Source organism: Puerhibacterium sp. TATVAM-FAB25 (genome assembly GCF_046535855.1).
GTDB classification, from domain to species: domain Bacteria; phylum Actinomycetota; class Actinomycetes; order Actinomycetales; family Cellulomonadaceae; genus Puerhibacterium; species Puerhibacterium variabilis_A.
This window is the reverse complement of sequence record NZ_JAXUAK010000022.1, coordinates 1-24085: the sequence shown is the minus strand read 5'-3', so window position 1 is coordinate 24085 and position 24085 is coordinate 1. Positions and strand designations below refer to the sequence as shown.

Genomic DNA, 24085 nt, shown 5'->3' with positions numbered 1-24085 from the left:
GCCGCCGCCCGCACCGGCGCCGGCGGCCGCGCCCGCGCTGGACCCGGCGACGCCCGGGCGCCGCAAGGCGGCGCTGCTCCTGCTGCAGCTGGGCCGGGAGCGGGCCGCCCGCGTCCTGGCCGAGCTCGACCCGGCGGAGGTCGAGGAGCTGACCGCCGAGATCATGCACCTCGAGCGCGTGGACCAGACGGTAGCCGACGCCGTCGTCGAGGAGTTCTACGCCGTCTCGGCGATGGGCCCCGGCGTGGCCGGCGGCCTCAGCGCCGCCCAGCAGCTCCTCGAGGCGTCCGTGGGCGCCGACCAGGCCGCCAGCATGCTGGAGCGGCTGCAGTCGACGATGGCCGGCCAGCCGTTCGAGTTCCTCCAGCAGGCCGACGCCCGCCAGGTGATCTCGCTGCTGTCCGGCGAGCACCCGCAGGGCATCGCGCTGGTGCTGGCCCACCTGCGGCCCGACCACGCGTCGGCCATCCTGGCCGGCCTGCCCGCCACGCTCCAGGGCGACGTCGCGCACCGCATCGCGCTCATGGAGCGCGCCTCGCCGGACGTCGTCGCGGTGGTCGCCGAGACGCTGCAGCGCAAGGCCTCGACGGTGCTCACCCCGCGCGAGCTCGCGGCCGTGGGCGGCGTGGCGCCGCTGGTCGAGATCATCAACCGCTCCGACCCCACCACGGAGAAGGCGATCCTCGAGGGCCTGGAGGCCCGCGACGAGTCGCTGGCCGAGGAGGTCCGCAGCCGCATGTTCGTGTTCGCGGACATCCTGCTGCTCGAGGACCGCGCGCTGCAGATGGTGCTGCGGCAGGTGGAGCAGGCCCGCCTCGCGGTGGCGCTCAAGGGTGCCGACCCGGCGGTGCGGGACAAGGTGCTGCGCAACCTGTCGGAGCGCGCGCGCGAGACGCTCGTCGACGAGATCGACCTGCTCGGCCCCGTGCGCATGTCCCAGGTCGAGGAGGCCCGCGCCGGCGTGGTGCAGACCATCCGCGGCCTGGAGGAGTCCGGCCAGATCGTGATCCGGCGCGACGGCGAGGACGACTATGTCGCCTGAGCCGGTGCCGGCACGCGCCGGCGCGGTGCCGTTCGTGCCGACGCCCGTGGGCGCGGCCGCGCAGGGCGCCGAGCAGGGCGCCGAGCCGGTCGGCGTGCCGGTGAGCGTCGCGCTGCCCGCCGTCGGCCCCGACGACGACGGCGGCCCGGCGCGGTCCGCGGCGCGCGCCGCGGGCTGGGCCGCCGGGTACGCCGCCGGTGCCCGCCGCGCGGCCGAGGTCGCCTCCGCCGAGGCGGCGCGCGCCGCGCAGGAGCGCGCGGCCGCCGAGGAGCGCCGCCGCGCCGAGCACGCCGCCGCGCTGGCCGCGCTCGAGCGCGCCACCCGCGCCGCCCGGGACCGGGAGGGCGCCGTGCTCGTGGAGGCGGAGCGCGCCCTGCACGCCGCCGCGCTGGAGCTGGCCGCCGCCGTGCTCGGCGTCGAGCTCGCCGACCACGCCCGCTCGGCGCGGGCCGCGCTGGCCCGCGTGCTGGAGCACCCGCAGACCCCCGACGTCATGACCGTGCACCTGCACCCGCGCGACCTGCAGGCCCTGGCGGCCGAGCAGGCCCGCACGGGCGCGGCGCTGCCCGAGGGCGTGCGGCTCGAGGCCGACCCCGCGCTGCGGCCGGGCGACGCCCTGGCGCGCCACCCGCACGGCTACCTCGACGCCCGGATCGCCACCGCCCTGGAGCGGGCGCGCGCCGCGCTCGCCGACGGGGGAGCGGAGACCGCCGCCGTCGGGGACACCGTGGGGGACACCATGGGGCACACCGTCGGGAACGCTGTCGGGAGCACCGTCGAGGACGCCTTCGAGGACGCCGTCGGCCATGCCGCCGTCGTGCGCGGGAGCGCCGCGTGACGGCCACGGCGACGGCGACGACGGCGTGGCCGCAGGCGCTGCGCGCCGCGCGCCCGGAGGCCGTGGGCACGGTGAGCTCCGTGATGGGGCTGGTGGTCGACGTCGTCGGGCTGCGCGCGGCCGTGGGCGACCTGCTCACGGTGGGCGACGGCCCCGCCGCGGTGCCCGTCGAGGTGGTCGCGGCCGGCGAGGACCGCCTGCGCTGCATGCCGCTCGGGCCGGTGACCGGGCTGCAGGCCGGGCTGCCCGCGCGCGGCGGCGGCACGCTGCGCGTCCCGGTGGGGCGCGGGCTGCTGGGACGCGTGCTCGACGGGCTGGGCCGCCCCATCGACGGGCGCGGGCCGCTGCGCGCCGAGGCGTGGGTGCCGGTCGAGGCCGCCGCCCCGCACCCGCTCGAGCGCGCCCGCGTGGACACCCCGATGCCGCTGGGCGTGCGCGTGCTCGACACGCTCACCGCCGCCGGGCGCGGGCAGCGCCTGGGCCTGTTCGCCGGCTCCGGCGTGGGCAAGTCGAGCCTGCTGTCGATGATCGCGCGCGGCACCGCCGCGGAGGCCAGCGTCATCGCGCTGGTCGGCGAGCGCGGCCGCGAGGTGCGCGAGTTCCTCGAGGACGATCTGGGGCCCGAGGGCCTGGCCCGCTCCGTCGTCGTGGTCGCCACGTCCGACGCGCCGCCGCTGGTGCGCCAGCGCTCGGCGTTCGTGGCGACCCGCATCGCCGAGCACCTGCGCGACGCCGGCCTGCACGCGGTGCTGATGATGGACTCCCTGACCCGCGTGGCCATGGCGCAGCGCGAGATCGGGCTGTCCGTGGGCGAGCCGCCCGCCACCCGCGGGTACCCGCCGAGCACCTTCGCGCTGCTGGCGCGGCTGCTGGAGCGGGCCGGCACGGGCCCGCGCGGCTCCGTGACCGGGCTGTACACCGTGCTCGTGGACGGCGACGACCACGACGAGCCGATCGCCGACGCGGCCCGCTCGATCCTGGACGGGCACGTGGTGCTGCGCCGCGAGCTCGCCGTCGCCGGCCACTACCCGGCGGTCGACGCCGTCGCGTCGGTCTCGCGCGTCGCCTCGCGGGTCACGACGCCGGCGCAGCGCGCCGCGGCCGCCTCGCTGCGCGCGGTGCTCGCCGCGCGGGGCGCGGCCAAGGACCTGCTCGACGTCGGCGCCTACGTGGCCGGCACCGACCCGCGGGTCGACGCGGCGCTCGCCTGCGCCGGGGACATCGACGCGTTCCTGCGCCAGGGCATGGACGACCACGCCCCGGTCGCCGAGTCGTGGGAGCGGCTCGAGCGGCTCGTGGCACGGCTGGGAGGCACCGCATGAACCGGAGGTTCCCCCTCGCGGGGCTGCTGCGCGTGCGCGAGGTGGAGGAGGACCTCGCCGCGGGCGAGCTGGCCCGCGCCCAGCGCGAGCGCGCCGCCGCCGAGGAGCGCGTCGAGGCCGTCCGCGCGGAGCTGCAGGGGCAGGACCCCCGGCCCGCGAACGACGCCGCCTGGCAGGCCATGGTGGCCGGGCGCGCCGCGCTGTCCGCGCTGCTCTCGGAGAGCATCGCGGCCCGCCAGGCGGCCGAGCAGCAGGTCCGCGGGCGCGAGCAGGAGTGGAGCGCCGCCCGCGCGCGCACGCGCGCCGTGGAGCGGCTCGCGGAGCGCCACACCGAGCGCGTGACCGCGGCCGAGCGCAAGGCCGAGCAGGCCGGGCTGGACGAGATCGCCGCACGCGGCGCGCAGGAGGAGGAGCGATGAGCGTCCCCGTGCTGGGGGCCGGTCCCGGGGGACCCACCACGACGGTCGGCGCGGCCGGGCAGCGCCCGGGCACCCGGACCGGTGACCTGTTCGCCGAGGTGCTCGCTGCCGTCGGCACGCCCGACGACGCCGGCGACCGCGCGCCGCGGCCGGCCGACCGCCGGGCGCGGGAGCGCGCGGGGGAGGACCACGAGCGTCGCGCGGAGACGGCGGCGCCCGCGGCTCTCGGGCCCGGCACGGCGGGTGCGTCCGGCGCCGCCGACCGGCCGGCGACGCCGGAGCCCGGCGACGCCGTGCACCGTCCCGCCGACGGTGCCGAGGCCGCCGCGGCCGGCGCCGCGCGCCCGGACGGGGAGGCGTCCGTGGCGTCCGTGGCGGCGTCCCCGGCGCCGGGCGCCGCGGGCGGTGCCGTGGCGGGTTCCGTGGCCGGTTCCGTAGCCGGTGCCGTGGCCGGTGTCGTGGCCGGTGTCGTGGCCGGGACCGCGGCGGGGACGGCGACCGACCGTGCCGCCGCGCTGGCCTTTGGCGCCCCGGGGCCCGCCGCCCCGACGACGGCTCCCGCCGTCGCGCCCGCCGCGCCTGCCGTGCCCGGCGTGCCCGCTGTGCCCGTCGTCCCCGTGGCGGCGTCCGCCGGCCCGGTGGCCCCTGCCGCCACGCTCGGCGACGTCATCGCCGGGGCGGTCGCGACCGCGGTCGCCGGCCTGGGCAGCGACGCGACCACCGGGACGGCGCGGCCCGCCGCCACGGCGGGCGGTGCGGTGCAGACCGCCGCGGTCGTCGCGGACGCCGCCGGCGCCATGTCTGGTGCCGGCGCCCCCGCGGCGGGCGCCCCGACCGCGGCAGTGCCGGCCGCGGCCGGCCGCCAGGTCGCGCCGCCGGCCGGGGACGCTCCTGCGCCGGCGGTGGCCGCGACGGCCCCCGCGCCCGTGCCCTCCGCTCCCGCGGTGCCCGCGGGCAGCGCGGCCACCAGCGCCGCGACGCCCGCGGCCGACGCCGCCGCAGCCTCCGCGCCGCAGGTCCCGGTCGCCGGTGGCGACGCCGCCCCGACCCCGGCCCCGGCCCCGACTGCGGCCGCGGCCGCGCCGGCCGCACCCGCCGCGACGCCGGCGGCGGACCCGGCCGCCGCGTCGGTGGCCGCGACGCCGTCGACGGCCGCGCCGACCGCCGCCGCGCCCGCGGCGACCCCGGCGGCACCGACGCCGTGGGCTGCTGCGCCCGCCCCGCTGTCCGACCAGCTCGCGGCGCAGCTCGGCGCCCGCCTGCGCCCCCTGGCGGGCGCCGGCGAGGGCAGCCACGTGCTTTCCGTGCCGATCGACCCCGAGCACCTGGGCCCGGTCCGCGTCGTCGCGCACATCTCCGGCGAGCACGTGCGGCTCGACCTGCTCGGCGGCTCGGAGCAGATGCGCGAGGCGCTGCGCGGCGCCCTCGGCGAGCTCCGCCGCGACCTGCAGGCCGCGGGCCTGCAGGCGCACGTCGGCCCGGGCGGCACCGGAGCCGGCGCCTCCGCCGGCGCCTCCGCCGGCACCTCCGCCGGCTCTGACGGCGCCTCGAGCGGCCCGCAGCAGCAGGCCGCCGACGGCGACCGGTCCGGCCGGCCGGGCGCACGGCCCGCGCCGTCCGGCAGCGGCACCCCGGCCGCGCGCGCCGCCGACCCTGCCCCGCCCGAGCCGGCGTCCCCGGCCCGCGGCCTCGACCTCGTCCTCTGACCCGGAAGGCCTCCCATGACCACCATCGACGGCAGCATCCCGGTCTCCGCGCTCGGCGCCGGGCGCACCGCCGCGACGACCACGACGAGCGCGACGCCGGCCAAGGACGGCACCACGCTCGACTCCGAGGCGTTCCTCCAGCTCCTCGTGGCGCAGCTGCGCTACCAGGACCCGACGAGCCCCATGGACACCACGCAGCTCATGGCGCAGACCACGCAGATGACCAGCGTGGAGCAGCTCGTCGCGCTCGCCGACACGCAGCGCGAGGCGTTCGCGATGCAGCAGCGGGCGACCGCCGCCTCCCTCGTCGGCAAGCAGATCACCGCCGTCGACGCCGACGGCGCGAGCGTCACCGGCGTCGTCAGCGCGGTGACCTACGACTCCGGCACGCCGCTGCTGCAGGTCGGCGACCTGCAGGTGCCGCTCGACCTCGTCACGGTCGTCGCCCCGGTCGGGGCCACGACGCCGCCGACGACCGGCACGCCGGGCACCACGACGCCCGACACCCCGGACAGCGACCCCGGCACCGGCACCGACGACACCCCCGACGCCCCGGCCGACGCCGCCGGCGCCGTCTGACCGACCCGCACCTTCCCGAGCCGTCCCTCCCGAAAGGACACGCCCATGCTCCGCTCGCTCTTCTCCGGCATCAGCGGCCTCAAGAGCCACCAGACCATGCTCGACGTGACCGGCAACAACATCGCCAACGTCAACACCACCGGCTTCAAGTCGTCCTCGGTGCAGTTCCAGGACACCCTCAGCCAGATGGTCCAGTTCCCGGCCGGCGCGCAGGACGGCCAGGGCGGCACCAACCCGGCGCAGGTGGGCCTCGGCGTCCGCGTCGCCGGCGTCAGCACCAACCTCACGCAGGGCTCGAGCCAGCTCACCGGCAAGGCGACGGACATGATGATCCAGGGCGACGGCTACTTCGTCGTCCGCCGCGGCGGCGAGACGTTCTACACCCGCTCGGGCGCCTTCGACTTCGACAGCCTCGGCCAGATGGTGCTCCCCGGCGACGGCGCGATCGTGCAGGGCTGGCGCGCAGGTGCCGACGGCACCATCGACACCAACGCGCCGCTGCAGGACCTGCAGGTCCAGGTCGGCACGGTCATGAACGCCACGGCGACCACGGGGGCCGCGGTCACCGGCAACCTCGACGGCGCCGCCGCCGTGGGCAAGGTCGTCGAGCGGACCGTGGAGGTCTACGACGCCGCGGGCAACGCGAGCGAGCTGGCGCTGACGTTCACCCGTACCGCGGAGGGCTGGGACGTCGCCGCGCAGGTGGGGACGAACCCGGCCGTCACCGGGTCGCTGACCGTTGAGGACGACGGCACGCTCACCGTCGAGGACGCCCTGCCTGCCGTCGACGGGATCACCGTGGACCTCAGCACGCTGACCAGCCAGGCCGGAGCGGACACGATGAAGCTCGCCACGACCGACGGCAACGCCTCCGGCGTGCTGCAGGCGTTCAGCATCGACGCCGCCGGCGTCATCACCGGCACCTTCTCCAACGGCATGACGCAGGCGCTCGGCCAGGTCGCCGTGGGCTCGTTCGTCAACCCGGCCGGCCTGGAGAAGGCGGGCGGCTCGCTGCTGCGCGCGGGCGTGGCCTCGGGCGACCCGCAGGTGGGCGCGGCGGGCGCCGGCGGCCGCGGCACCCTGGCCGGCGGCGCGCTGGAGATGTCGAACGTGGACCTGTCCAACGAGTTCACCAACCTCATCGTGGCGCAGCGCGGCTTCCAGGCGAGCTCGCGCGTCATCACCACGTCCGACGAGGTGCTCAACGAGCTCGTCAACCTCAAGCGCTGACGCACCGCGCAGCGCCTGACCCGCACCACCCAGCAGGAGGTCCCCAGCACGCATGGACGGCATCAGCCAGATCGCCGGCCGCATCGCCGAGATCGAGTCCGTCATCGGTCAGGTGAGCGCGCGCACGACGTCGTCGGCCACCCTGACGAGCGCCGCGACGAGCGCCCTGGCGGCGACGTCGGCCACCTCGAGCGCCACCACCGCCGGCACGGGCGGGGCGTTCGCCGCCGCGCTCGCCGCCCAGCTCGGCACCGGCGCGGCGGGGGCGACCGGCGCGGCGGCCGGCACGGCCGCCGCCGGCGCGCTCGGCGGCCTGGGCGCGCCGGGAGCCTCCACGGGCCTCCTCACCGGCCCGCTCGCCGGCGCGGCGTCGTCCGCGCCCGTCGCCGCGCCGGCCGCGTCCTCGGACGCGGCCGGCGGGCGCGGGGCCGAGGTGATCGCCGCGGCGCGCTCGATGACCGGCACCCCGTACGTCTTCGGGGGCGAGACCTCGGCCGGCATCGACTGCTCCGGCCTGGTGGGCTACGCCTACCGGCAGGCCGGCATCGACCTGCCGCGCTCCTCGAGCCAGATCCGCGAGGCCGGCACCGTCGTCCCGCGCGAGGAGGCCCGGCCGGGCGACGTCATCTGGTCGCCCGGGCACGTGGCGATCTACCTCGGCGGCGACCGGCAGATCGAGGCGGCCCGGACGGGTAACTGGCAGGTCACGGAACGCACGATGTGGCAGGACGACCCGGTCTTCCTGCGGTTCACCTGACGTTCCCCCGGATTCCTCAGGGATCGGCCGGATCGGCCGATTCGTACGACGAGGGCCCACGGAAGGGCCCCTGCCGGTCCGGACAGGACGTCCGGAGCACCGGCTCCAAGGACCAAGGACAGGGCCTGCCGTGATCGTCGTGACGCGCCTCAACGGGGCAGCCTTCGGGCTCAACCCGGACCTCATCCAGCGCGTCGAGTGCGCCCCGGACACGGTCGTCACGCTGGTGGACGGCACCAAGTACGTCATCGCCCAGTCGCTCGACGACCTCGTCGACCGCATCACCGAGCACAAGGCTCGGGTGCTGGCGCGCGCCCAGGAGATCGTCGACCCCGAGCCCACCCACGAGGGCGGCCCCCAGCTGGTCCTGCACGACGGCGGCGGCGACGAGCCGCCCCCGTCGCCGCCCGTCCCGCTACGTCCCAGGAGCCGTTGATGGATCCCGCTGGCCTCATCGGCATCGTCGTCGCCCTCGGCGCGATCTTCGGGGCCCTCCTGCTCGAGGGCGCCAACCCGATGTCGATCCTCCTGCCCGCCCCGCTGCTGCTGGTCTGGGTCGGCACGATCGGCGTCGGCATCGCCGGGCACACGCTCGCCGACACGATCGGGGCGTTCAAGGCCGTGCCGCGCGCCCTGCGCAGCAAGGCGCCGGACCCCTCCGCCACGATCGACACGCTCGTCCGGCTCGCCGACCGTGCGCGCCGCGAGGGCCTGCTGGCCCTCGAGGAGGACGCCCGCGACGTCGAGGACCCGTTCCTGCGCGCGGGGCTGCAGTCCGCGATCGACGGCACCGACCCCGAGGACCTGCGCCGCCTGCTCGAGGACAAGATCGCCTCGAAGCGCACCGGGGACCGGGTGCACGCCAAGTACTTCCAGGACCTCGGCGGCTACGCCCCGACGATCGGCATCATCGGCACCGTCATCTCCCTGGTGCACGTGCTCGAGAACCTCTCCGACCCCGAGTCGCTGGGCCACTCGATCGCCGCCGCGTTCGTCGCGACCCTCTGGGGCATCCTGTCCGCCAACGTGGTGTGGCTGCCGATCGGCACCCGCATCCGCCGCATCTCCGACCTCGAGTGCACCCAGATGGAGGTCACGCTCGAGGGCCTGCTCGCCGTGCAGTCCGGCGCCAACCCGCGCCTGGTCGGCGAGCAGCTGCGCAGCCTGCTGCCCGGCGACGGCGCCGAGCGCGCCGCCAAGGCCGACGCGCAGGCGGAGGCCGCGTGAGCGGGGGCGGCGGGCGCGGCCGGCGCCGCCGGCACGTGGAGGAGGAGCACGTCAACCACGAGCGCTGGCTCGTGAGCTACTCCGACATGATCACGGTGCTCATGGGCCTGTTCATCGTGCTGTACGCGATGAGCCAGGTGGACCAGGCCAAGTTCGAGGCGCTGCGCGAGTCGCTGTCGGAGGGCTTCGGCATCACCACCGGCAGCACCGGCGTGCTCGAGGGCAGCGACGGGGCGCTCGACGGCGACCCGGCCGCGGCGATCGTGCCGGCCCAGCAGGCCGGCGACCCCCTGGCCGGCGACGAGGGCCTGGGGGAGCAGGGCGTCGACCCCGGCTCCCTCCCCAGCGCCCTCGCCGGCGCCGACCCGTCCGTGGTCGCCGAGGCGCGCCAGGAGGCGAGCCACCTGGTCGAGGTCCGCGACGAGGTCGCGGCCGCGCTGGAGGCCCAGGGCCTGCAGGACGCGGTCAGCATGCGCATCGACGAGCGCGGCCTGACGATCGGCCTGGTCGCCGACGACGTGTTCTTCGCCGCCTCGAGCGCCGGGCTCACCGACACCGCCCGGCAGGTGCTCGACGCCGCCGGGCCGACGCTCGCCGGCCTGAGCGAGCAGATCTCGGTCGAGGGGCACGCCAACGTGCTGCCCGTCTCCGGCCGGTACCCCACCAACTGGGAGCTCTCCGCCGACCGCGCCACGCAGGTGCTGCGGCACCTGGTGGAGAACGACGGCATCGCCGGCTCGCGGATCATGGCCGTCGGCTTCGGGGACCAGCGCCCGCTGGTGCCCGGCGACGACGACCAGGCCCTGGCCGCGAACCGCCGGGTGGACCTCGTCATCCTCAGCAGCGCGCCGGAGAAGGTCCGCGAGCTGCTGCCACAAGTCATCGGGACGGAGGAGTGAGCGTGTCCGTCGAGCAGCGAGTCATCGGTGCGCCGCAGAAGATCGGTGCCCGCTCGGGGGCGTCGGCGGCGCCCGCGGCGGCCGCCGCCGCGCCGGAGCCGGAGCCGCGGAAGCGGCGGCGCTGGCCGGTGCTGGTCGTGGCGCTGGTGGCGCTCGCCGCCGCCGGGGCCGCGGCGGCCTGGTTCTTCCTGCGCACGCCGGACGCCGAGGCGGCGCCGCCCGAGCCGGAGCCGGGCGCGGTGATGCTGGTGGACCCCGTCAGCCTCAACCTCGCCGACGGCCACTACCTGCGCCTGGGCCTCGGCCTGCAGCTGACCGCCGAGGTCCACGAGGACCCGGACCCGGCGCGCGCGCTCGACCTGGCCATCGCGCTGTTCTCCGGCCGGCACGTGGACGAGGTCTCCGACCCCGCCACGCGCGACGAGCTCAAGGCCCAGCTCGCCGAGCAGCTCCACGAGGCGTACGAGGGCGAGGTGCTCGACGTCTACCTCACGGAGTACGTGACGCAGTGACGGCCGGTCGCCGCACCGTGACAGCACGGCGACGGCGCTGACGGCGCGCTGACAGCGCCGACGAGTACCGGCGGGGTCGCCGGCGAGTGCCCGCGGACCTCCGCGGGAGGAGTGCCCCTCTCGGGCCCGAGCGCGCCCGAGAGCGGGTGAAAACGGACGGAACCGTCCCCGGAACGCTCAGTGCTGCCCGCGCGCGGCCGATGAGCGGGTCGTGACAGTCCCCCGGCAGCAGACCGTGGTGCGCCCTGCCGGCCGCGGCGCGCGCCTCGCGCCGACCTCCGAGCCCGTGCCGTACGACTTCCGGCGCCCCCTGACGATGTCGCGCGACCACGCGCGCCACCTGGAGATGGCGTTCGAGCGGTTCGGGCGCCAGTGGGCCACGCAGCTCACCGCGCGCTTGCGCGCGGTCACCGAGGTGGCGCTCGAGAACCTCGCGCTGCGCCCCTACGACGAGTACGTCGCCGGGCTGCCCGCGCCCACCGCCGTCGTGGTCTGCGCCGTGGGCGACACCCGCCAGAGCGCGGTGCTGCAGCTGCCGCTGCCGATGACGCTCGTGTGGATCGACTACCTGTTCGGCGGCACCGGCCGCGGCGACGACCGGCAGGACCGCGAGCTCACCGAGATCGAGGTGACGCTGCTGCGCGGGCTGCTCGACCACGCCCTGGCCGACCTGCCGTACGCCTTCGCCTCGGTGATGCCCCTGGAGCTGCAGTTCCGCAGCGTCCAGTACAACCCCCAGTTCGTGCAGGCCACCGGCGCCTCCGAGCCCGTGGTGGTCGCCACCTTCTCCCTGCGGGTGGGAGAGCGCACCGACACCGCGACGTTCATGCTGCCCGCCGAGATGCTGCTGACCGCCCTGCGCGGCTCCGAGAACGGCGACGGCCGCACGGACGCCGACCGGCGCGCCGCCGCGGCCGCGCGGGCCGACCTCGACGCCGCGGTGCACCACGTGCCGGTCGAGGTGGCGGTGCGCTTCGCGCCCGTGACCGTGCAGCCGCGCGACGTCGTCGCGCTGCAGGTCGGCGACGTCGTCCCCCTGTCCCACCCGTCGTCCCAGCCGCTGGACGTCGTCGTCGACGAGGTCGTGCTCGCGCGCGCCGCCGTCGGCAGCCACGGGTCCCGCCTGGCCTGCAAGGTCGTCACCGTCGAGGAGAGAAACGCATGAACCCGACCGCCACCGCCGGCTCGGCGACCACCGCCGCCGCTGCCGCGGCCGCCGCCGCGCTGGTGCCCGCGCAGGTGCCGCTCGCCGCGGTGCCCGCCGCGGCGGACGACCGGCCGCCGGCGGACGCCGTCGCCCGCGTCGCCTCGTTCGTCGGCGCTGCCGGCGCCGACGTGGTGCTGGTCGCCGACGCCGCGATCGCCGACGCGCTGGCCGCCGGGGCCGCCGCCCCCGCCGGGCTCGACGCCGCGGACGCGCTGCGCCCGGCGCTCGAGGCGGCGTCGCAGGCGCTCGGCCCCGGCGTGCTCGGCGCCACCCGCACCGAGCGGGCCGAGGAGGTCGTGGGCCCGGACACCGAGGTGTTCGCGCTGCAGCACGACGGCGCCACCCTCGCGTGGTTCGGCGTGCGCCGCCGCGAGCAGCCCGCCGGCCCGGCCCCCACCGACGCGCAGCGGCACGCCGGGATGCGCGTGCTCTACGACGTCGAGATGACGCTGACCGCCGAGATCGGCCGCGCCCGCCTGCCCGTGCGCCAGGTGCTGGACCTGGTGCCCGGCTCGGTGCTCGAGCTCGACCGCACCGCCGGCAGCCCGGCCGACGTCATGGTCAACGGCCGGCTCGTCGCCCGCGGCGAGATCGTGGTCATCGACGAGAGCTACGGCGTGCGCATCACCGAGATCGTCCCGGCGGACGCCGGCTGATGGGCGAGGGGGCCGTGCTGGTCCTGCGCACGCTGGTCGCCCTGGCCTGCGTCGTCGGGATCATCTGGTACGGGGCGCGCCGCCTGGGCGCGGTCCGCGACCGCGCGCAGGCGGGGGAGGCGCCGGTGCGCCTCGTGGGCCGGCACGCGCTGGGCCGGCACGCCGGCGTCGCGGTGCTCGCCGTGGGGGAGCGGCGGCTGCTGCTCGGCTACGGCGAGGAGCAGGTGACCCTGCTGACCGAGCTCGACCCCGTGGCGGCGCCCGCCGCCGCCGACGGCGGGGCCGCACCCGCCGGTGAGCTCGCCGGCGCGCACGCCCTCGGGCACGTGCCTGCCTCGGTGCCCGTCTCGGTGCCCGTCTCGGTGCCCGCCTCGGTGCCCCCGCCCCGCGCCCTGCCCCCGCGCGCGCCCCGCGCCCTCGTCCCGGCCGCCGCTGACGGCGCCCTGCAGCGCACGCCGGTCCTCGCGCCCGCGCCCGCCCTGGCCCCGTCGCTGGCCCCGTCGCTGGCCCCGTCGCTGGCCCCGCCGCCGCGGAGCTTCGACGCGGTCATCACGCAGCAGCTGTCCGTCGTCGAGGCCCACGCCGCGCACGCCGCGACGGCGCACGGGACGCGGGCCCGGGCGCGGCACGGCGTGCGCCACGCGCCCGACGCCGGCCCGCGCGGCCCCGTCGGCACCGCCGTCGCCGGCTCCGTCCTGGACCCGCACACCTGGCGGCAGGTCTCCCGGGCCCTGCAGGGGCGTGCCCGGCGATGAACCCTGACGGCCTGGGGGACGTCGCCGTCACGATCAACGGTGTCAACGGAGCCCCGAGCAGCTCCGTCGTGGTGCTGCTCGCGATCACGCTGCTGTCGGTCGCGCCCTCGCTCATCCTGCTCACCACGAGCTTCACCAAGATCTTCGTGGTGCTGGCCCTGACCCGGAACGCGCTCGGCCTCACCGGCGTGCCGCCGAACCAGGTGCTGGCCGGGCTGGCGCTGTTCCTCAGCCTGTTCGTCATGGCGCCCACCGTCTCGTCCGTCAACGACGTCGGCGTGCAGCCCTACCTGGACGGCTCGCTGACGTTCGCGCAGGCGATCGAGGCCGCGTGGGGGCCGCTGCGGGAGTTCATGCTCGCCCACACCCGCGAGGAGGACCTCGCGCTGCTCACCCGCGCGGCGGACCTGCCCAACCCCGCCAGCGCGGCCGACGTCGGCTTCGCCACGCTCGCCCCCGCGTTCGTGCTGTCCGAGCTGCGGTCGGCGTTCGTCATCGGGTTCGTGATCTTCGTGCCGTTCCTCGTCATCGACCTCGTCGTCTCGGCGGCGCTGATGGCGATGGGCATGATGATGCTGCCCCCGGTCATGGTGTCGCTGCCGTTCAAGCTGCTGCTGTTCGTGCTGGTCGACGGCTGGGGCATGATCGTCACCGCGCTCGTCGGCTCCTACACCGGCGGAGGCTGACGGTGAGCACCAACGACGTCCTCGACATCGGCCTCGACGCCCTCGTGCTGTCGGCCAAGCTCGCCGCGCCCGTGCTCGTCACCGCGCTCGTGGTCGGCTTCGTCATCTCGCTGATCCAGTCGGTCACGCAGATCCAGGAGATCACCCTGAGCTTCGTGCCCAAGGCGATCGCGGCCGCCGTGGCGCTGCTGGTGTGCGGGCACTGGATGCTCACCGAGACGGTGACGTTCACCCAGGAGCTGTTCGCCCGCATCCCGCAGCTGGTCGGGGGCTGAGGGTGGGCCCGCTCTCGCTGACGTTCGCCGGCGGCGCCCTGGAGGCGACCCTGCTGGCGAGCGTGCGGTTCGCGGCCTTCCTCGTCCTGGCCCCGCCGTTCGCGCACCGCGGCGTCCCGGCGCCGGCCAAGGTCGCGCTCGCGCTCGGCCTCGCCCTGGCCGTGGCGCCCGGCCTCGACGCCGTGCCCGCCGAGAACGTCGCCGTGTTCCTCGGGGCGCTGGCGCTGCAGGCGCTCGTCGGCGCCGCGCTCGGGTTCCTCGTCGCGGTCGTCTTCGCCGCCGTGCAGTCGGCCGGCTCGCTCATCGACCTGTTCGGCGGCTTCCAGCTCGCCACGGCGTTCGACCCGATGAGCCTGACGTCCAACGGGCCGTTCGGGCGGCTGTACCAGACGGCCGCGGTGACGCTGCTGTTCGTCACCGACGCCTACCAGGTGGTGCTGGCCGGGCTGGTGCGCTCGTTCCAGGCGGTGCCGCTCGGGGTCGTGCCGTCCACCGCCTCGCTCGCCGAGACCGTGACCGGCGCGGTCGTGCAGATGTTCCTGGCGGCGCTGCAGGTCGCCGGCCCGCTGCTCGTCGTGCTGTTCCTCGCCGACGTCGGCCTCGGCCTGCTCACCCGCGTCGCGCCGGCCCTCAACGCCTTCGCCCTCGGCTTCCCGCTGAAGATCCTGCTCACCCTCGTGCTGGGCGGGCTCGCGTTCGTGGCGCTGCCCGGGGTGATCGACGCGCTGGCCGAGGACGCCGCCCGCGCGATGAGCGGGGCGCGACCGTGAGCGGGGACGGCGGGCAGGAGCGCACCCTCAAGGCCACGCCGCAGCGCATGAAGCAGGTGCGGCGCGACGGCAAGCTCGGCCGCTCCCAGGACCTCGCGGCGTGGACGGGCCTGGGCGCCGGGGCGCTCATGCTGCCCGGCGTGGTGGACCGCGGGCAGGAGGCCGCCGTCGCGCAGCTCGCCGCGGTGCGCGACGTCGCCGCAGCCCCCGACCCGGCGCGCGCGGTGCAGGCGCTCACCGACGGCCTGTCGTCGCTGATGCTCACCCTCGCCCCGCTGCTCGCGGTGCTCGCGCTGGTGACGATCGCGGTGGCCGCCGCCCAGGGTGGCGTCCACGCCCGCAGGCTCAAGCCGCACTTCGAGCACCTGAACCTCGTCAAGGGCGTGCGCCGCCTCCTCGGCGGGCAGGCCTGGTGGCAGGGCACCCTCACCCTCCTCAAGAGCGCCGTCGTCGCGCTGGTGCTGGCGGTCGCCGTGCAGGCGGTGGCCCCGGTGCTCGCCGCGTCGGGCAGCCTCACGCTCGCCGCGCTGCTGGACACCGCGGCGCAGGGCGTCGGGGACCTGCTGCGCTGGGGCGTGGGCGCCGGCGTGCTGCTGGCGCTCGCGGACCTCGCCGTCGTGCTGCGCCGCAACCGCAAGCACACGCGGATGACGCCGCAGGAGGCCAAGGAGGAGCACAAGCGCACCGAGGGCGACCCGCTGGTGCGCGGCGCCATCCGCGCGCGCCAGCTCGCCATGAGCCGCAACCGGATGATGGCCGAGGTCGCCCAGGCCGACGTCGTGGTGGTCAACCCGACGCACGTGGCCGTGGCGCTGCGCTACGAGCCCGGTTCCGGGGCGCCGCGCGTCGTGGCCAAGGGCGCGGGCGCCATGGCCGCGCGCATCCGCCGCGAGGCCACCGAGCACCGCGTGCCGCTCGTGGAGGACATCGCCCTGGCCCGCGCCCTGCACGCCGCCTGCGAGCCGGGCCAGGAGATCCCCGAGCACCTGTTCACCGCCGTCGCGCGGGTGCTCGCGTTCGTCATGACGCTGCGGCGCCGCGGTGCCGCCGCCGGCAGCCACCGCCTGCCCGGCGGCAGCACCCTGCCCGAGGGGCCGCCGCCCGGGCGGCCCCGGCGGGCCCGCGCCCCGCGCGCGGCCGCGCGCCCCACCGCCCCGACCACCGCACCGACCACCGCACCGACCTCGCACGGCCCGAGCCGTCCCCGCCACGCCGCCGGTCCCCGGAGGAACCCATGAGATCCCGCCCGATCACCCAGCTCGCGGTACCCGCCGGCGTCGTCGGCATCGTGCTGCTGCTCGTCGTGCCGCTGCCCCCGCAGGTGCTCGACGTCCTCATCGCGATCAACATCGCGGGTTCGCTGGTGGTGCTGCTCACCGCGATGACGGTGCGCAAGCCGCTCGACTTCTCGGTGTTCCCGTCGCTGGTGCTCGTGCTGACGCTGTTCCGGCTCGGGCTCAACGTCGCCTCCACCCGCCTGGTGCTGCGCGACGGCTACGCCGGCGAGGTCATCGGCGCCTTCGGCCACTTCGTCGTCGGCGGCTCGCTGGTCATCGGCCTGGTGATCTTCCTGATCCTCGTGGTCATCCAGTTCGTGGTCATCACCAACGGTGCCGGCCGCGTCGCCGAGGTCGGCGCCCGCTTCACGCTCGACGCCATGCCCGGCAAGCAGATGGCCATCGACGCCGACCTCAACGCCGGCCTCATCGACGACGACGAGGCGCGGCGGCGCCGCGCGGAGGTGGCCGCCGAGGCCGACTTCTACGGCGCCATGGACGGTGGCACCAAGTTCGTCAAGGGCGACGCGATCGCCGGCATCATCATCACGGTCGTCAACCTGGTCGGCGGCATGGTCATCGGCATGGTGCAGATGGGCATGCCGCTGGGCGACGCCCTGGAGCACTACAGCCTCCTGACGGTCGGCGACGGCCTGGTCACCCAGATCCCGGCGCTGCTGCTCGCCGTCTCCACCGGCATCGTGGTCACCCGCGCCACCGCCGACGGCGACCTCAGCACCGCGGCCGCGGGCCAGCTGACCCAGTCGCGCACGGCGCTGCTGGTCGGCGGGGCCGCCGCGGTCGCGATGGCCCTGCTGCCCGCCATCCCGAAGATCCCGTTCCTGCTCGTGGGCTGCGTGCTGCTGCTGCTCGCCCAGCGTGCGCCGCGGCCCGGCGCCGAGGACGACGCCGCCGCGGCGCCGGCCGCGGGCGCCGCCCTGGCGCCGTCGCCCGACTCGCCGGAGCAGCTCATCGAGCAGATGCGCGTGCACGCCCTGGAGATCCAGCTCGCGCCCGACCTCGTGACGCTCGTGGGCACCGAGCCGGAGCACGACCTGCTCGGCCGCGTGCGCGGCCTGCGCCGCAAGATCGCCATGGAGCTGGGCATCGTGGTGCCCCCGGTGCGCACCCGCGACAGCGTCGACCTGCCGCGCGCCACCTACGCCGTGCTCGTGGCCGGCGTCGAGGTGGGCCGCGGCACCGCGCCCGCCGGCCGCGTGCTCGCGCTCGGCGACGACCTCGCCGCGCTGCCCGGCAGCCCCGTCACCGAGCCGGTGTTCGGCCTGCCCGGCAAGTGGGTGCCCGCCGAGCTGCGGCACACCGCCGAGCTCTCCGGCGCCACCGTCGTCGACCGCGTCTCCGTGCTGGTCACGCACCTGGGCGCCCTCATCGCGGAGAACGCGCCCCGGCTGCTCACCCGCGAGGACGTGCGCGTGCTCACCGACGGGCTCAAGGCCGTCAACCCGTCGGCCGTCGAGGAGCTCGTGCCCGCGCTGCTGTCGCTCGGCGAGGTGCAGCGGGTGCTGCAGGGCCTGCTCGCCGAGCAGGTGTCCGTGCGCGACCTCGGCCGCATCTACGAGGGCCTCGCCCTGCGCGCCCGGACCTCGACCGACCCCGAGGGCCTCGTGGAGGCCGCCCGGGCCTCGCTCGGCCCGGCGCTCGCGGCCCCGCACGTGCAGGAGGGCGTGCTGCGCGCCATCACGCTCGACCCCCTGCTCGAGCAGTCGCTCGTGGAGGGCCTGCGCACCGGCGAGGCCGGCAGCCAGCTCGTCGTCGAGCCGTCGCGCCTGGAGGCGATGCTGTACCGCCTGCGCGCGCTCGTGGCCGAGTCGGAGACGCAGGGGCGCACCGTGGTGCTCGCCTGCGCCCCGGCCATCCGCCCGGCGCTGCGCCGCCTGGTGGCGATGGGCCTGCCGCGCCTGCCCGTGCTGTCCTACCCGGAGATCACGGCCGCCGGTGCGACCGTCGACGCGGTCGGGGTGGTGAACGATGCCCCGGCGGTTGCTGCTCGAGGGTGACGACCTGGCCGAGCTGCTCGAGCGCGTGCGCGCCGAGCTGCCCGGCGCGGCCGTGGTGCGCGCCGAGCGCGTGCGCAGCGGCGGGGTGGCGGGCCTGTTCGCGCGGGAGCGCTACGAGCTGACCGTCGACGTGCCCGACGGCGTGCCCGCGGCCGCGCCGCGCGCCCTGAGCGCGCGGTTCCCGGCGGCCACGGCGGGGTCCGCGGTGGCCTCCGCCCCGGCGGAGCCGGCGGCACCCGCGCGGTCGACGGGCGGGCTCGAGGCGCTGCTCGCCGCCGCCGACGCGGCCGACGGCGTCGGGCCGCTGGCGTGGCTGCCGCCGCCGGCCGACGCCGCCCCGGCGCCGGCGGGCTTCGCGGCCGCGCTCGAGCGGGCGCGGGTCCAGGGGGACGGCGATCGCCCCGGCGTCGCTGCCGGCGGCGCTCCCGCCCCCGAGGTGGGGGCGGCGACCGCCGCCGAAGCCCGCGCGGACGTCCCGGCCGCCGCGGGTGCCCGTGCGGACACCCCGGCCGACGACCGGCCCGCCGGCCCGCCGTCGTGGGCCGACGCCGACTTCCGGCCGCTGGTGCCGCCGGTCGTCGCGACGGCGCGCGTGGTCGCGGACCCCGCCCCGGACGACTCCGCCGCCGAGGCGGAGGTCGAGCCCGAGCCCTCGGCCGGGTCCGCCGCCGCTCCGGCGCCGGACCTCGAGCGGGAGCCCGCGCCCGCGCCGGCCGTCGTGCCGGAGCCCGCGCCCGCCGCGCCCGCCGCGCCCGCGCCGGCCCGGACGGCCGTCGTGGAGCGCGCCCTGGCGGCGCTCGACGCCGCCGCGGCCGGGACGCGCGCGGTCGACCCGCCCGCGGCCCAGGCCCCCGCGCGGCCGGCCCCCGCGTCCGCCGAGGCCACCGCAGCCGGTGAGCCGGGGCTGCGCGAGCGGCTGACGGCCGTCGGCGTGCCCGCCGACCTGCTGGCCGCCGGGGGAGCGGACGAGGCCGCGCCCGGCGACGCCGACCCGGACGCCGGGCCCCTGACCTGGCCGCGCTTCCTGCGCCGGCTCCCCGCGCCCCCGGCACCGGTGCGCGCGGCGGGCGCCGTGACCGCCGTCGTCGGCCCCGCGCAGGACGCCCTCGCGGTGGCCGCGCTGCTCGCCGACCGTCTCGGCGTGCCGCCGGCCGGCCTGGCCCGGTACGGGCCGGTGCCCGCCGGGGCGGCTGCGCCCGAGCGCTGGCTGGCCACCACCACCGACGCCGCCACCTGGCGCGCCGAGGTGGGCGCGGCGCCGCACCCGGGCGTCCTGGCGGTCTGCCTGCCGGCGCGGGCGTCCGCGGACCCCGCCGCGGCGTCCGGGACGGCCGCCGTGCTGCGCGCCGCGCGGCCGGGCAGCGTGTGGGCCACCGTCGACGCCCGCTTCTCCGCCGCGGACGCGCGGCGCGCGCTCGACGTGGCCCGCGCCGTCGGCTCCGTCGACGCGCTCGCGGCGCGGGGGGTGGCGGACGCGGCGCAGCCCGGCGCGCTGCTGGGCCTCGGCGTGCCGGTCGCCTGGCTCGACGGCGTCCCCGCCGCCCGGGTCGCCTGGGCCGCCGCGCTCACCGCGATCGACACCGCCGGCGACTGGTGGGAGTGAGCCCCCGGGCGACCGTCGGACAAAACCGGCAGCACGACCGGGTAGGGTCGCCGCATGCTCGTGCTGAGTCGTCGGGTCGGGGAGAGCCTGGTCATCGGTGACGACATCACCGTCACCGTGATCGAGGTGCGGGGCGACACCGTGCGGCTCGGGGTCGACGCCCCGCGCCACGTCCGCGTGCACCGCGCGGAGGTCATCGCGGCGGTGAAGGCCGAGAACGCCGCCGCGGCGCGGGCCGACGACGGCGTCGCCGCCGCCCTGCAGGCCCTCACCCGCGGTGCCGGCGCGGCCGCCCCCGTGGCGCCCGCGGTCGCTGACCGGGCCGCTGGCCCGGCTGTCGGCTCGGCCGCTGAGCAGGACGCTGACCGGGCAGGGGATGAAAAGCCCGATACGGACAGATGATGCCGAGTCCGATTCCTTAGACTCGCGGTCATCCGACCGATGAGGGGGGTGCCCAGCCGGAGCTGACCACCGGCGGGAGGAAGGGCACCGCCATGGAAGGCATGGACGACATCGTCCGCGAGTTCTTGGTCGAGAGCTACGAGAACCTCGACCAGCTCGATCGTGACCTCGTCGCGCTCGAGAGCGAGCCCGGCTCGCGACCGCTGCTGAGCAGCATCTTCAGGACCATCCACACGATCAAGGGCACCAGCGGGTTCCTCGCGTTCGCCCGGCTCGAGCGGCTCACCCACGTGGGGGAGAACCTGCTCGTCGAGCTGCGCGACGGCTCCCGCTCCATGGACCACGCCACGACCGACGTGCTGCTGCGGCTCGTGGACACCGTGCGCGAGCTGCTCACCGCGATCGAGGCCGACGGCACCGAGGGCGCCGTCGACGTCGACGACGCGATCGCCGCCATCCTGGCCGTGCAGGAGCGCACCCCCGGTGCGCCGGAGGCCGTCGCCGCGCCCCAGCCGGAGCCTGCGGCGCAGGCGGAGCCGGAGGGCATGCCGGAGCCCGAGCCGCGGCCCGCTGCCGCCGACGTCGCGGTCCCCGCGGCCGAGCCGGCGCCCGCCGCGCAGGCCGCCCCGGCCGCGCAGGCCTCCCCGGCCGCGCGGCCCACCGTCCCGGCGCCGGCCCCGGAGCACGCCGACGAGGTGAACCTGCTGCGCAGCGCCGCGGACTCCTCGATCCGCGTCGACGTCGAGGTCCTCGACGAGCTCATGCGCCAGGTCGGCGAGCTGGTCCTCACGCGCAACCGCATCGGCCGCATCGCGGGCGACCGGGACACCGACACGGAGCTGGTGCGCTCGGCCCAGCAGCTCAACCTCATCGCGGCGGAGCTGCAGGAGGGCGTCATGCGCACGCGCATGCAGCCCATCGAGCACGTCTGGTCCAAGATGCCGCGCGTCGTGCGCGACCTCGCCGCCGCCTGCGGCCGCGAGGTGGGCCTGCAGATGGCCGGCGGCGACACCGAGCTCGACCGCGGCCTGCTCGAGGCGGTCAAGGACCCCCTGACGCACCTGGTGCGCAACGCGGTCGACCACGGCATCGAGCCGCCGGCCGAGCGCGAGGCGGCCGGCAAGGAGCGCCGCGGCACGCTGACGCTGCGGGCCTACCACGCCGGCGGCCAGGTGGTCGTCGAGGTGCAGGACGACGGCCGCGGCGTGGACACCGCGAAGGTGGCCGCCAAGGCCGTGGCCAAGGGGCTGCGCACGGCCGAGCAGGTCGCCGCCATGGGGCAGGCCGAGCTGCTGCAGCTGCTGTTCCTGCCGGGCTTCTCCACGGCCGAGAAGGTCACGAACGTCTCGGGCCGCGGCGTCGGCATGGACGTGGTGCGCACCCACATCGAGACCATCGGCGGCACCGTGGACGTGGAGTCCACGCTCGGCGTCGGCACGCTGTGGCGGCTGCGCATCCCGCTGACGCTGGCGATCATGCCGTCGCTGACGGTCGAGTGCGAGGGCGACGTCTACGCGCTGCCCCAGGTGCACGTCGTCGAGCTCGTCGCCCTGGACGCCCAGCGCGCCGGCGCCGGGGTGGAGTACGTGCACTCCTCGCCGGTGTACCGGCTGCGCGGCGAGCTGCTGCCGCTGGTGCCGCTCGCCGCGGTGCTCGACCTCGACGACGCCGCCCGCGTCGCCACCGACCGCGGCGTCATCGTGGTCGTGCGCTCCGACACCCAGCGCATCGGCCTGCTGGTGGACCGCGTGCTCAGCACCGAGGAGATCGTGGTCACGCCGCTGTCGCCGCGCCTGCGGGCCATCGGCGTGTACTCGGGCGCCACGGTGCTGGGCGACGGCGCGGTCGCGCTGATCCTCGACCTTCAGGCGATCGCGCGCTCGGCGCTGCTCGGCGACGGCGAGGGTGCGCTGGCGCGCGCCGCCCAGGCGCACGACGACCGCGCGGAGGCGCGCGCCGTCGAGCAGGTCCTGGTCGCGGGCGTCGGCGGGCGCCGTCTGGCGATGCCGCTCGGCTCGGTCGCGCGGCTCGAGAGCCTGCGCGCCGAGCAGGTCGAGCACGTCGGCGGGCGCGAGGTGGTCCGCTACCGCGGCTCGATCCTGCCGCTCGCCCGCCTGGACCGCGTGCTCGGCGCCTTCTCGGAGCCGCGCGAGGACCTCCTGGTCGTCGTCTACACGCGCGCCGGCCGCAGCGTCGGCCTCGTGGTGGACGAGATCCTGGACATCGTCGACGACGACGTGACGCAGCACAGCGACATCGAGGACATCGGCCTCGTCGGCTCCACCGTCATCGGCGAGCGCGTCACCGAGCTGCTCGACGTGCGCGCGGCCGTGCTCGCCGCCGACCCGGACTTCGAGGTGGCGACCGCCGCCGCCGACGAGGCGGCCGCGGTGACGGACGAGGAGCTGTACGCCGGGCTGGTCGCCGGCCCCGAGACCGTGGGAGCCGGACGATGAGCCGCTACGTCACCTTCACCATCGACGACGCGCTGTACGGCGTCGACGTGCTGCGCGTGCAGGAGGCCGTCCAGGCCCAGGCGCGCACCCGGGTGCCGCTGGCCCCCGAGGGCATCGCCGGGCTGGTCAACCTCCGCGGCCAGGTGGTGCTCACCGTCGACCTGCGCCCACGCCTCGGCCTGCCTGCGGCGCCCGCCGACGCCGACCGGATGATGGTCGTCGTCCAGGTGGACGGTGAGCCCACGAGCCTGCTGGTCGACGCGGTCGGCGACGTCGTGGACGTCGCGCCGGAGCGGTTCGGCCCGCCGCCGGACACCCTGCGGCCGGAGCTGCGCCCGCTGATCCGGGGCGCGTGCCGCCTGGACGGGCGGCTGCTGCTCGTGCTCGACGTCGACGAGGCGGCCACGGTCGCCTGAGGCGGCCGGTCCTCCTCCCGCACCCAGGGTCCGTGGCGCCGCCCTCGACCCTGCACCTGATAGTGCGCTGTGCACTTCCTGAACTTTTTCGACCCTGTTCGCACCGCCCGCCGACCGCGGGCCCGTAGACGGAGCACCCATGACCACCGTCCTCCCGCCCGCCCCGACGACCACCGCGCGCACCACGGTCGCGCCTCCCGCGCCGCCGCCCGCCCCGGTCCCGTACTCGGCGCACGCCCCGGCCCCGCGCCGGCGCCGGCTGGGCGACCTGCCGGTCGCCGTCCGCATCGGTGCGGCGATCGCCGTCCCGGTCGTCGCCATGGTCGCCGTCGCGGGCGTGGGCGGCGTCCGGACGTCGACCCTCGCGGAGGAGATCCAGTCGCTCGGCACCGACGTCGTCGCGCCGCAGTCCTACCTCAACGAGGCCCAGCGGACCTTCCAGGCCAGCCGGGCCCGGGTGCTCGAGTACGGCATGGTCGAGCCGGGCGAGCGCGCGGCGCTCGAGCAGGAGCGCGCGGAGAAGGACGCCGCCACCGAGGCGAGCATCGCGGCCTACGAGCCGTACGTCCTCGACGACGCCGCCTACGCCGCGTTCGTCGACGCCTTCGACCGGTACCAGGCCGCGGCGGACGCGGTCCAGCAGCAGGCGGACGCGGGCGCCATCGCCTACAACGACGCCTACCGAGCCCAGGTCCTCGACCTCACCACCGAGGTGCTCGACGCGCTGCAGGCGCTCGTGGACTCGGCCTCGGCCCGCGCCGACGCCGACATCGACGCCGCCTCGGCCCTCGCCTCGTCCACCGTGCGAACTGTCGTCCTCGTCGCCGCGGTGGGCGCCCTCGCCGGCGCCGGCCTGGCCGTGGTCATCGTCCGGAGGCTGCGGCGCGGCATCGCCACGGTGCAGCACTCGGTCGACGCCATGGCCACCGGCGACCTCACGGTCACGGCCGACATCGACACGCAGGACGAGCTGGGCCGGATGGCCGCGTCCCTGCGCACCGCGCAGTCCTCCCTCCGCGCGACCCTGGCGGAC

25 protein-coding genes are annotated in these 24085 nt (G+C 77.2%); all 25 read left to right on the top strand.

The genetic code is table 11. From position 1 onward, the window contains the following. The first annotated feature begins 37 nt into the window (after positions 1-37). A complete protein-coding gene (gene fliG / locus U5M74_RS15085; protein ID WP_410909766.1) occupies positions 38-1042 on the top strand; it encodes a flagellar motor switch protein FliG in 1005 nt (334 codons plus the stop codon). Positions 1043-1046: 4 nt separating this feature from the next. Beyond that, the gene (locus U5M74_RS15080; RefSeq protein ID WP_410909744.1) at positions 1047-1880 is read left to right on the top strand and encodes a FliH/SctL family protein; all 834 of its coding nucleotides are present in this window, start codon (positions 1047-1049) and stop codon (positions 1878-1880) included. After that, positions 1877-3202 (top strand): FliI/YscN family ATPase, encoded by a 1326-nt coding sequence (locus U5M74_RS15075; protein WP_410909743.1) that lies wholly within the window; start codon positions 1877-1879, stop codon positions 3200-3202. The genes U5M74_RS15080 and U5M74_RS15075 overlap by 4 nt, the downstream gene beginning before the upstream one ends. After that, positions 3199-3621, top strand: a complete 423-nt coding sequence (locus tag U5M74_RS15070; RefSeq protein ID WP_410909742.1) for a flagellar FliJ family protein — start codon at positions 3199-3201, stop codon at positions 3619-3621. Before U5M74_RS15075 ends, U5M74_RS15070 begins: the two co-directional genes overlap by 4 nt. After that, a complete protein-coding gene (locus U5M74_RS15065; RefSeq protein WP_410909741.1) occupies positions 3618-5327 on the top strand; it encodes a flagellar hook-length control protein FliK in 1710 nt (569 codons plus the stop codon). The genes U5M74_RS15070 and U5M74_RS15065 overlap by 4 nt, the downstream gene beginning before the upstream one ends. A gap of 15 nt (positions 5328-5342) precedes the next feature. Then, positions 5343-5906, top strand: coding sequence for a flagellar hook assembly protein FlgD (locus U5M74_RS15060; RefSeq protein WP_410909740.1), 564 nt, complete (start codon positions 5343-5345; stop codon positions 5904-5906). Positions 5907-5951: 45 nt separating this feature from the next. Beyond that, positions 5952-7136 (top strand): flagellar hook protein FlgE, encoded by a 1185-nt coding sequence (locus U5M74_RS15055; RefSeq protein ID WP_410909739.1) that lies wholly within the window; start codon positions 5952-5954, stop codon positions 7134-7136. Positions 7137-7188: 52 nt separating this feature from the next. Continuing rightward, positions 7189-7893 carry a C40 family peptidase gene (locus tag U5M74_RS15050; protein ID WP_410909738.1) on the top strand — a complete coding sequence of 235 codons (705 nt, stop codon included), beginning with the start codon at positions 7189-7191 and terminating at the stop codon, positions 7891-7893. A gap of 130 nt (positions 7894-8023) precedes the next feature. Continuing rightward, entirely contained in the window at positions 8024-8329 is a 306-nt protein-coding gene (locus tag U5M74_RS15045; protein ID WP_410909737.1) for a flagellar FlbD family protein, read from the top strand. Beyond that, the gene (locus U5M74_RS15040; RefSeq protein WP_410909736.1) at positions 8329-9120 is read left to right on the top strand and encodes a motility protein A; all 792 of its coding nucleotides are present in this window, start codon (positions 8329-8331) and stop codon (positions 9118-9120) included. The genes U5M74_RS15045 and U5M74_RS15040 overlap by 1 nt, the downstream gene beginning before the upstream one ends. Next, complete coding sequence (locus U5M74_RS15035) at positions 9117-10019, top strand: flagellar motor protein MotB (protein WP_410909735.1); 903 nt, start codon at positions 9117-9119, stop codon at positions 10017-10019. The genes U5M74_RS15040 and U5M74_RS15035 overlap by 4 nt, the downstream gene beginning before the upstream one ends. Before the next feature lie 2 nt (positions 10020-10021). Then, the gene (locus U5M74_RS15030) at positions 10022-10531 is read left to right on the top strand and encodes a flagellar basal body-associated FliL family protein (protein ID WP_410909734.1); all 510 of its coding nucleotides are present in this window, start codon (positions 10022-10024) and stop codon (positions 10529-10531) included. A gap of 211 nt (positions 10532-10742) precedes the next feature. After that, a complete protein-coding gene (locus U5M74_RS15025) occupies positions 10743-11696 on the top strand; it encodes a flagellar motor switch protein FliM (RefSeq protein WP_410909733.1) in 954 nt (317 codons plus the stop codon). After that, positions 11693-12394 carry a flagellar motor switch protein FliN gene (fliN, locus tag U5M74_RS15020; protein WP_410909732.1) on the top strand — a complete coding sequence of 234 codons (702 nt, stop codon included), beginning with the start codon at positions 11693-11695 and terminating at the stop codon, positions 12392-12394. Before U5M74_RS15025 ends, fliN begins: the two co-directional genes overlap by 4 nt. Further along, entirely contained in the window at positions 12394-13149 is a 756-nt protein-coding gene (locus U5M74_RS15015) for a flagellar biosynthetic protein FliO (RefSeq protein WP_410909731.1), read from the top strand. Before fliN ends, U5M74_RS15015 begins: the two co-directional genes overlap by 1 nt. Continuing rightward, positions 13146-13835 carry a flagellar type III secretion system pore protein FliP gene (gene fliP, locus U5M74_RS15010; RefSeq protein ID WP_069984732.1) on the top strand — a complete coding sequence of 230 codons (690 nt, stop codon included), beginning with the start codon at positions 13146-13148 and terminating at the stop codon, positions 13833-13835. The genes U5M74_RS15015 and fliP overlap by 4 nt, the downstream gene beginning before the upstream one ends. Before the next feature lie 2 nt (positions 13836-13837). After that, positions 13838-14110 carry a flagellar biosynthesis protein FliQ gene (fliQ, locus tag U5M74_RS15005; protein WP_069984733.1) on the top strand — a complete coding sequence of 91 codons (273 nt, stop codon included), beginning with the start codon at positions 13838-13840 and terminating at the stop codon, positions 14108-14110. A gap of 2 nt (positions 14111-14112) precedes the next feature. Then, positions 14113-14880, top strand: coding sequence for a flagellar biosynthetic protein FliR (locus U5M74_RS15000; RefSeq protein ID WP_410909730.1), 768 nt, complete (start codon positions 14113-14115; stop codon positions 14878-14880). Then, positions 14877-16118 (top strand): flagellar biosynthesis protein FlhB, encoded by a 1242-nt coding sequence (locus tag U5M74_RS14995; protein WP_410909729.1) that lies wholly within the window; start codon positions 14877-14879, stop codon positions 16116-16118. The genes U5M74_RS15000 and U5M74_RS14995 overlap by 4 nt, the downstream gene beginning before the upstream one ends. After that, positions 16115-18175, top strand: coding sequence for a flagellar biosynthesis protein FlhA (locus U5M74_RS14990; protein WP_410909728.1), 2061 nt, complete (start codon positions 16115-16117; stop codon positions 18173-18175). Before U5M74_RS14995 ends, U5M74_RS14990 begins: the two co-directional genes overlap by 4 nt. After that, positions 18147-19778 (top strand): hypothetical protein, encoded by a 1632-nt coding sequence (locus U5M74_RS14985; RefSeq protein WP_410909727.1) that lies wholly within the window; start codon positions 18147-18149, stop codon positions 19776-19778. The genes U5M74_RS14990 and U5M74_RS14985 overlap by 29 nt, the downstream gene beginning before the upstream one ends. A 54-nt stretch (positions 19779-19832) precedes the next feature. Continuing rightward, entirely contained in the window at positions 19833-20180 is a 348-nt protein-coding gene (gene csrA / locus U5M74_RS14980) for a carbon storage regulator CsrA (RefSeq protein WP_410909726.1), read from the top strand. 92 nt (positions 20181-20272) lie between these two features. Continuing rightward, positions 20273-22636, top strand: a complete 2364-nt coding sequence (locus tag U5M74_RS14975) for a chemotaxis protein CheA (protein WP_410909725.1) — start codon at positions 20273-20275, stop codon at positions 22634-22636. Continuing rightward, the gene (locus U5M74_RS14970) at positions 22633-23052 is read left to right on the top strand and encodes a chemotaxis protein CheW (protein WP_410909724.1); all 420 of its coding nucleotides are present in this window, start codon (positions 22633-22635) and stop codon (positions 23050-23052) included. Before U5M74_RS14975 ends, U5M74_RS14970 begins: the two co-directional genes overlap by 4 nt. Before the next feature lie 139 nt (positions 23053-23191). Further along, the coding region (locus tag U5M74_RS14965) for an MCP four helix bundle domain-containing protein (RefSeq protein WP_410909723.1) at positions 23192-24085 on the top strand (894 nt) is incomplete at its 3' end.

What these genes read in the sequence shown, in the direction of transcription:
- U5M74_RS15070 (WP_410909742.1), top strand. Translation starts at nt 3,199, where the DNA reads ATGAACCGGAGGTTCCCCCTCGCGGGGCTGCTGCGCGTGCGCGAGGTG.
- U5M74_RS15065 (WP_410909741.1), top strand. Translation starts at nt 3,618, where the DNA reads ATGAGCGTCCCCGTGCTGGGGGCCGGTCCCGGGGGACCCACCACGACG.
- U5M74_RS15060 (WP_410909740.1), top strand. Translation starts at nt 5,343, where the DNA reads ATGACCACCATCGACGGCAGCATCCCGGTCTCCGCGCTCGGCGCCGGG.
- U5M74_RS15055 (WP_410909739.1), top strand. Translation starts at nt 5,952, where the DNA reads ATGCTCCGCTCGCTCTTCTCCGGCATCAGCGGCCTCAAGAGCCACCAG.
- U5M74_RS15050 (WP_410909738.1), top strand. Translation starts at nt 7,189, where the DNA reads ATGGACGGCATCAGCCAGATCGCCGGCCGCATCGCCGAGATCGAGTCC.
- U5M74_RS15040 (WP_410909736.1), top strand. Translation starts at nt 8,329, where the DNA reads ATGGATCCCGCTGGCCTCATCGGCATCGTCGTCGCCCTCGGCGCGATC.
- fliN (WP_410909732.1), top strand. Translation starts at nt 11,693, where the DNA reads ATGAACCCGACCGCCACCGCCGGCTCGGCGACCACCGCCGCCGCTGCC.
- U5M74_RS15015 (WP_410909731.1), top strand. Translation starts at nt 12,394, where the DNA reads ATGGGCGAGGGGGCCGTGCTGGTCCTGCGCACGCTGGTCGCCCTGGCC.
- fliP (WP_069984732.1), top strand. Translation starts at nt 13,146, where the DNA reads ATGAACCCTGACGGCCTGGGGGACGTCGCCGTCACGATCAACGGTGTC.
- U5M74_RS14990 (WP_410909728.1), top strand. Translation starts at nt 16,115, where the DNA reads ATGAGATCCCGCCCGATCACCCAGCTCGCGGTACCCGCCGGCGTCGTC.
- U5M74_RS14985 (WP_410909727.1), top strand. Translation starts at nt 18,147, where the DNA reads ATGCCCCGGCGGTTGCTGCTCGAGGGTGACGACCTGGCCGAGCTGCTC.
- csrA (WP_410909726.1), top strand. Translation starts at nt 19,833, where the DNA reads ATGCTCGTGCTGAGTCGTCGGGTCGGGGAGAGCCTGGTCATCGGTGAC.
- U5M74_RS14975 (WP_410909725.1), top strand. Translation starts at nt 20,273, where the DNA reads ATGGAAGGCATGGACGACATCGTCCGCGAGTTCTTGGTCGAGAGCTAC.
- U5M74_RS14970 (WP_410909724.1), top strand. Translation starts at nt 22,633, where the DNA reads ATGAGCCGCTACGTCACCTTCACCATCGACGACGCGCTGTACGGCGTC.